The sequence below is a fragment of the Paenibacillus solisilvae genome (genome assembly GCF_042656405.1).
Classification (GTDB): Bacteria; Bacillota; Bacilli; order Paenibacillales; family Paenibacillaceae; genus Paenibacillus_Z; species Paenibacillus_Z solisilvae.
In genome coordinates this window covers 1-7,499 of record NZ_JBHSOW010000129.1, presented here as the reverse complement: position 1 = coordinate 7,499, position 7,499 = coordinate 1, and the positions used below count along the sequence as shown (strand labels likewise).

The 7,499-nt window shown below is 47.2% G+C and carries 7 protein-coding genes and 1 riboswitch; of the genes, 3 read left to right on the top strand and 4 right to left on the bottom strand.

All coding sequences use genetic code 11. The features are described from left to right. Window positions 1-115: 115 nt before the first annotated feature. Window positions 116-523 carry an O-methyltransferase gene (locus ACFPYJ_RS31500; protein WP_379192262.1) on the bottom strand — a complete coding sequence of 136 codons (408 nt, stop codon included), beginning with the start codon at window positions 521-523 and terminating at the stop codon, window positions 116-118. Between the two features lie 252 nt (window positions 524-775). Here ACFPYJ_RS31500 and ACFPYJ_RS31495 point away from each other — a divergent pair, with 252 nt between their 5' ends. Beyond that, window positions 776-2,035, top strand: coding sequence for a methyl-accepting chemotaxis protein (locus tag ACFPYJ_RS31495; RefSeq protein WP_379192260.1), 1,260 nt, complete (start codon window positions 776-778; stop codon window positions 2,033-2,035). Window positions 2,036-2,153: 118 nt separating this feature from the next. Here the strand turns inward: ACFPYJ_RS31495 and ACFPYJ_RS31490 are convergent, their stop codons facing one another. Together ACFPYJ_RS31490 and ACFPYJ_RS31485 are read right to left on the bottom strand one after the other, a co-directional pair. Continuing rightward, on the bottom strand, window positions 2,154-2,816 hold the full coding sequence (locus ACFPYJ_RS31490; RefSeq protein WP_379192264.1) for an SGNH/GDSL hydrolase family protein: 663 nt from the start codon (window positions 2,814-2,816) through the stop codon (window positions 2,154-2,156). A 41-nt stretch (window positions 2,817-2,857) separates the two neighbouring features. Beyond that, the gene (locus ACFPYJ_RS31485; RefSeq protein WP_379192258.1) at window positions 2,858-3,820 is read right to left on the bottom strand and encodes an alpha/beta fold hydrolase; all 963 of its coding nucleotides are present in this window, start codon (window positions 3,818-3,820) and stop codon (window positions 2,858-2,860) included. Window positions 3,821-3,994: 174 nt separating this feature from the next. Between ACFPYJ_RS31485 and ACFPYJ_RS31480 the strand changes: the two genes are divergently transcribed. After that, window positions 3,995-4,864, top strand: coding sequence for a polysaccharide deacetylase family protein (locus ACFPYJ_RS31480; protein ID WP_379192256.1), 870 nt, complete (start codon window positions 3,995-3,997; stop codon window positions 4,862-4,864). 60 nt (window positions 4,865-4,924) lie between these two features. Here ACFPYJ_RS31480 and ACFPYJ_RS31475 read toward each other — a convergent pair whose 3' ends face one another. Continuing rightward, window positions 4,925-5,596, bottom strand: coding sequence for a 3D domain-containing protein (locus ACFPYJ_RS31475; RefSeq protein ID WP_379192254.1), 672 nt, complete (start codon window positions 5,594-5,596; stop codon window positions 4,925-4,927). Between the two features lie 4 nt (window positions 5,597-5,600). Further along, window positions 5,601-5,824, bottom strand: a riboswitch (cyclic di-AMP (ydaO/yuaA leader). A 208-nt stretch (window positions 5,825-6,032) separates the two neighbouring features. Here ACFPYJ_RS31475 and ACFPYJ_RS31470 point away from each other — a divergent pair. Then, window positions 6,033-7,133, top strand: a complete 1,101-nt coding sequence (locus ACFPYJ_RS31470) for a mannose-1-phosphate guanylyltransferase (RefSeq protein ID WP_379192252.1) — start codon at window positions 6,033-6,035, stop codon at window positions 7,131-7,133. The last annotated feature ends 366 nt before the right edge of the window (window positions 7,134-7,499 follow it).

The following is a 7,499-nucleotide window of genomic DNA, read 5'->3' as shown; positions in this document are numbered from 1 at the left end:
AGGATACCCTCCCTCGAAGTGGAGGTAAGGTATCCTGTTTATAAGATTTGGACTTTTTCAGTGGCCTCCATCTTACTAGGCAGCATTTTTTGTGTGTTTAATTGGTTTGATTGAGCTAAGGGGTGTCTCTGAGCTGGCCGGCGTGCTTCGGCTGATAACGGAACATCCCATTGGCTAAATTATAATTGGATTCAAATTGGATGCTGGCTGACCATGAACTTGTTGCAGTGCGAACGGAGAAATCATACATAATCTCACCGTGCGTCCAGCTGCGCTTTAGCTTAATCGAATCGATCGCCATCTGGCGGAATGCCTGTACCTGCTGAAGCGTCATTCCTTTTTCGGACTCGCCGATTTGACCGTTTTTACTTTCGATCGGGTTATGACGAACCCCGTATTTGCCAACTACGTTGTTGCGAACTTGAATGATGACAGTACCAGCTGAAGTATGAAGAAGCTCTTCTTCCAATTGTTTAAATACAAATTCCACTTGACGAGCTAATGGCTTTTCATCCAAATTCACAACATACCCCTCCTCTTTCTAATTTCATAAAGCAATTTAAATATCATCCGTTATGCCCATTATATGACAGAAAATTAGTTCCTTCAACATATTTTTTTACAAATACCTTACAGGAAAAATAGTTCTTTAGACAAAGTTCTACATTATTACCCCGTTCATTCGACTTGAATCGATAGTAATAGACGATTATAGACAAATGAACAGGCTCTGATATATATTAAGATTATTCCAACAAAAGGAGAGCTTCCCATCATGCAATGGTACAGTTCATTATCGATTCGAAATAAACTGTTGGTCGGCTGCTACACCATCGTCTGTATTTTCTCCATCGCACTATTGCTTGGCTTGATCATGACAGGAAGCAGCATCGTACTGGGGATTATCGTTATTGCCATCTCTGCAGGGATTACCTTCCCACTTGTCCGCATGATTGAGACAGCGCTTACATCATCAATTGATGAAATGACTTCCATTGCCTTCAGCATTGCAAAAGGGGATTTTACACACAAAGTGGATGTTTCATCTTCCGCATCACTGGGCCAGCTTGGTCATTCCTTCAACAGCATGATCGACAAACTCAGGGAAATATTAAAGGAAACTTCGAATATCGCCCGAATTGTCAATGACACGAGCCGCAATATCTTTGATAAGAATACGGATCTGAAGCAGGTCATGGAACAGGTTGCTACCTCCGCGGGGGAGCTGGCAGCCGGAGCCAACCAAATTTCAGAGGATGTTGGGGACATGGCTGATTCTATCCGTGAGATCGAAGATAAGGTTGCTGCGTACGCGTTTTCCACAAAAGAAATGAATGAACGTTCCGAACAAACCTTGTCGCTTGTCGAGAAAGGCCGTCTAGCCGTTGAAAGTCAAGCCGCCGGCATGCAGCGCAACATTGAGGCGACCTCTCAAGTTGCCGCAACGATTGAGGATTTGGCGCAAAAAGCAGAAGGAATCTCGGCCATTACCAAGACAATATCGGATTTGGCTGAGCAAACCAACCTTTTGTCCTTAAATGCTTCCATCGAAGCCGCACGCGCAGGCGAGCATGGCCGAGGCTTTGCCGTTGTTGCCCAAGAGGTACGTAAACTTGCAGAAGAGTCAACCTCCTCAACGAAGAAAGTGTTTACTTTGGTCCGCAGCATCGATCAGGGCGTGCAGCAAGCCATTGCGAATATTCAAGTCAATGAAGAGGTTGTGCAGCTGCAAACGAATATGCTTCGAGAGACGGAACAAATCTTCGTCGATCTTGTAAGAAGCGTCGAATTTATCACACAGCAGATCTATCAATTCTCAAGCGAGAGCGACATTATGCTCGATAGCTCACGCCGCATATCCGGAGCCATTCAGAATATCTCCGCCATTACGCAGGAATCGGCTGCTGGCACCGAGCAGGTGTCCGCTTCCATGAACGAGCAGATCGGATCGGTTCAAGACGTCGTCTCCGAAACCGAGAAGATGCAGCAGATCGTTATGCAGCTGCAGCGCACCATTTCGATCTTCAAGGTTTAGACTTTTCCGCACAGCAAAACGAAAAAGAACCTTAAAACCACTTGCAGGTGGTTTTAGGTTCCTTTTCATGAATGATAGGATTAAATCCCTTGGATCTGACTTTTAGGAAAGCCCCTTCCTATTCCAGACCCTTTGTGAAGTCATAACCAATCTGTTGGAGGAAAGCGCGTGCAAGAACAGCATTGCCGGCCTGATTCGGATGGACGCGGTCCCATGACAAGGTAGCCGAATATAGATGAGTCAGAACTTTATCGAATGCTGCCTGCGTATCGACAAGCAGTGCACCGTGCTTCTTGGCAAGGCGTTTTACCACTTCGCCATACTTATCTGTGGTTGCCCGCATCAAGTCGGATTTATTGGGTTCAATGAAAAATGGAGTCATCAAGATTAGACCTTTCAGACCCGATTTGGTTTGAACGATAAGCTCCTCGAGAGTCGTTTCGTATTCTTCAATATATACATGCTCCTCCGTCATCGTCGGTGAGTCGTACTGACGCCAAACATCATTTGCACCGATCATAATGGACAGCCAGTCAGGCTTCAGCTCAATAACATCCGTCTGCCACCGTTCCTTCAAATCACGAACCCGATGACCGCTTGTCCCCATATTGACGACACGAATGCCGAGCTCCGGATAAGTCGCTGTCAGCAGCGCTTCGACGTTCCCTACGTAGCCCTTTCCAATTGCATCAAATAAACCTTCACCAACAGGTCTTGCTCGGCTGCTATCCGTAATTGAATCTCCAATGATAACGAGTTTATCGTTTTTCTCTAATTTCAGCATAGAATCAGCTCCCTCAACATTATGATTCGAGTGTACGATTAATAATCGCCTAAGAAGAATTGAACAATTTTATCGTTCAAGCCCGGTAATCCTTCATGACCGAAATCCGGAAAAATTTCAGCACGTTTAGGTGACTTGATTTTGTTATAGGCAGCATATTGGGTGGATGGCGGACAAATGCTGTCCATAAGCCCCACTCCGAGCAGCACGTCTCCCTTAATCCGCTCGGCGAAATGCTGAATATCGATATAACCCAGCGTTGTAAAAATCTCCTCTTCGCGTTCATGCTGCGGATCAAAGTGACGGAAATAAGTACGCAGCTCCGCATAAGCATCCTTGGCTAAGTCCATCTCCCACACTCTCCGGTAATCGCTAAGGAACGGATAAACAGGAGCAAGCTTCTTGACTCTTGGCTCAAGCGCTGCGCATGCAATAGTCAAGCCACCGCCCTGCGACCATCCTGTGGCATATACTTTGCCGGCATCAACCTCCGGCAGGTCCATAGCAATGGAAGCCAGCTGTGCACAATCCAGAAAAATATGCCGGAACAATAAATTGTCCGGTGCATCGTCCAGCCCGCGAATGATATGACCATTAAATGTATTTCCCCTTACGCTGCCGATGTCCTGCGAAGAACCGCCTTGTCCCCGGCAATCCATAACCAGTATGGAGTAACCAAGCGATACGAAGCTGAGTAACTCATTCCAGTCGCCTGCGTTACCGGAGTAACCATGAAATTTCAACACAGCCGGATGCGGATGGTCCGAATGACGGGGACGGGCATATTTCGCATGGATTCGTGCTCCCCTCACTCCGGTAAAATAAAGATCGAAGCATGCTGCGCCTGGTGTTTGGAACTTGCTTGGCAGCAGCTCAATATTGGAATCGGTCTCACGCATTTCCTTTAAAGCCCGCTCCCAATACGCATCGAAATCAACCGGACGCGGATTGATCCCTTGATACGCTTGAAGCTCTTTCAACGGCATATCCATTTGAGGCATGTGAACTCTCCTTTTGAGTAGTTTATACTTCTATGTTACGTTTTTTGACACTAAGATGTAAAGAGAAACTTATGTCCGCTCGTGCATGATCGATGTAGGTCGGGGCACAATGAAAATAACTAACATACAGCTTTATTTTACGAAGACGCTGAATGGAATCGGAGGAGAAGTCATTTGTTTAATCGCTTGATGCGAAGAGCTGCTTGGCTGATATCGGCGTCGATCCTATTCTCTTCTTTTTTAGCTGCGCCTGAAACCGGGCAAGTGCAAGCCCTCTCCGCTTCACAAATGATGTCTCCCTTAACGGATAATGGTGATATTGAACCTTCATTCATAGCTGAGCGGAACAAGAAACGGCAAAAACGCACAAGTCATAAGCAATTCAATACTTGGGTTAATCTTCAGAAAAGATATCCCGGCTCCTTCGTCACCGGTGGACCGCGAAACCGCAGAAGGGTTGCGCTTACCTTCGATGATGTACCGGATCCGCGCTATACACCTCAGGTGCTTGAGATCCTTGCCCGTTATAAGGTGAGAGCTACCTTCTTCGTGGTTGGCTCACGGGCAGCGGACTATCCGAACATCGTTCGCCGAATCCAGCGAGAAGGCCATATTATCGGCAATCATTCTTATAATCACGCCGTCTTCTCCAGAATCAGCCTTGCATCATTCAAGCAGCAGATTCTCAAGACGGATCGCATTATACGGCCGCTGGCAGGCTACAGCCCTAAGCTGGTTCGCCCGCCTTACGGTGAGATATTGCCGGAGCAAATCGAGTGGCTCGAGCAGAACGGCTTCATCGTGGTAAATTGGGATGTAGACTCCGTTGATTGGCGGGGCCTGGACAGCAATGGGATTTTAATTAACATCAAGAGAACGCTGCAGCCCGGCTCCATTGTTCTCCAGCATGCAGGCGGTGGTGTGGGACAGGATTTAAGCGGTACAATCTCCGCGCTGCCAAGATTAATTCACTTACTGCGCAGCAAAGGATATCAAATCGTCACGCTGCCGGAGCTTCTTGGAAAACCGCAATCACGCAAATAACAAAAAAACGGTAGGGACAACCCTCATGGGTTACCGCTGCCGCTTCTTTTTTTTGCATTGCTATTCAAGAATGAATACCTTCACGTATTGAAAGCCGAATTCCGATGCTTGCTTCTGGGATTGGGGAACGAAGATGTCAATACGGTCACCCTTAATAGCTGATCCCATATCAGTGGCTACTGCCATCATACCGCCGACAGGCAAACCATCGTGGTCATATCCTGTAATATACACTTTACTGCCAAGCGGAATCCGCTTTGGATCTACCGCTATCGTGCCCAGCTTCAAGGGATTCCCGAAATAATCAACGGGTCCCCAGCCGTTCTCGGAAGCCGCTGCGGTATAAGCGCTAGCTTTGGCTTGAATCACATCGGAGAAACCGTAGTCGCGTCCGCTGACCGATAGAATCTCGGCATCGGAATCAACCTTGCTCTTTGCCGTTATGATGCTTCTGGATGCTGCTTTTTTTGCTGAGCTTCTGCTTGCTTGTAAGCTGGTGGCCGAGGCTGGAATGACGATCGTAAGACCTTTGTAGATGTTCAACGGGTCGATATTCGGATTAAACTTCTTTAATTGCTGAACTTGAACACCAAACTGTTTGGAAAGCTTCCAGAACGTATCATCATCTTTGGCTTTGTAATTAACGGCCGCGCTTGCCGGGCCTGCGTGAATGAGAATAGCGATGCTAAGCGCTGCAGCTGCTGCGCCTTTTTTCCAAGCTTTGTTGAACAATTTAATGTCCTCCTTTTTTTTGCCTGCGAGGTTAGTTGTCGGATTCGGATTGAGGAGTTCAACCCTACGCTGTATTGCGGAATAGAAATCCGCTATGCGATTCACCCCCAGCGCCTAAGCGCAATCACCGTAAAATCAACCACTTCTCAGTGTTCATTCACGGTGGAGACCAATGTCCATTGTTCTCCAAAAGATCCCCCGTACGATAAGTTTCGGCTTGCGTAAAAGAATAACACAAGCAGCGGGATAGTCCTACAGGTAAATCAGTCCAATTCCCGTTAATGCAGGTTAAGCGTTGAAGAAGAATCGGCTGACACCGTATTTTTTTGGCCTCTCTATTAGCCTTTTCCTAAAAAAAATCCAGAGAAGAATGGGATGTTTTAAAGATCTGATCATGTACGAATGCCGTTCCACAGGCTGTTGAGAGACGAATACAATGAGAGTAAATATTACGGGAGTGTTTGTCTTTTTAAACGGATTGGTCTTCCGCTTGCTGGAGGTGATTCATAAGTTGAATATCGTTATTATGGCCGGCGGAAAGGGAACCCGCTTCTGGCCTCGCAGTGTTGACACTCTGCCTAAGCAATTTCTCCATTTCCATTCTTCGCAGACCTTAATACAAGAGACGGCAGCCCGCTTCAAGCAAGCCGTACCCGATCATCAGTTATTTATCGCAGCTCCCGCCCGGTATCTTCCCCTTCTCCACGAGCAGCTGCCGGGTTTCTCCATGCAGCAGCTGATCGTGGAACCGGAGCAGAAGGATACTGCAGCTTGTATCGCGCTTGCTGCCTTTCAGCTGCTAAGCGCCGGCGATGATCAACCCGTCGTATTCGTTCCTTCCGATCAGCATGTCGCTGACGATGCCGCCTTCCTGACCGCAATTAAACTTGCTGCCCAGACAGCCGAACAGGACCATGCAATCGTAACGCTGGGCATTAAGCCCAGTCGGCCTGAAACCGGATTTGGGTACATGAGAACGACTGCAGAAAGCGGGCTGGCATCCGCTTCCGTTCTTTATGTTTCCAGCTTCCTGGAGAAACCGACAGAAGAACGGGCCGCTCAGCTTCTGACGGAACCCGGCGTGTATTGGAATAGCGGCATTTTCGTTTGTCGTCCTTCTACAATTGCACGCAGCCTGGAGCTGCTACAGCCTAAAATATGGAATAGTCTCCTGCTGCATCCCCATGATCCTTCTGCCGCTTATGCTCTAATGCCCAAATTATCCATCGACTATGCAGTCATGGAGCAAGCTGAGAAGATATACTGCATTCCTGTTGATTGCGGATGGGATGATGTCGGCTCTTGGGCTGCCATAAGCCGGCATTCAACAGCCGATTCGAATGGCAATGTCATTCAAGGCCTTGCTTCACTTGTTCAATCAACAGGCAATACTGTGTATGTAGAAGATGATAAGCAGGTCGTTCTTATCGGTGTCCACGATCTCATTGTCGTATCGACACCGAGCGGTCTGCTCGTCTGTCTGAAAACAGAAGAACCCCAGTTGAAAAAATGGTTGAATCAAATGCCAAATGCCTAGATGAGTGCATTACTGCTTGCTTTGTCCGAGGGAACGGCTTACGAATACGAGAAAAGCTGTCCCAAAATTAAGTAATTACATGATTGGTTTAAAATAAAACGGGACGGCCCAGGCGTTATTCCTGCTCCGTCCCGTTGCTATTTTGGTCATTGCTGGGATAATACTTGCTGCTCCTTAGCCTATACTGGAATTGATACAGTTATAAAGAGCATCATCCGATTGTTGATGCTTCTATACTGCAATCCATACCGTTAAATCGTCCCAAATGATCCTCAAGGAGCTCAATTAGGCATTAATAACTGGAAATTGGAGCTAGAATAAAAAGTGGACACCTGTTAAGTGTAGATAGATAATTACGTTAACGAG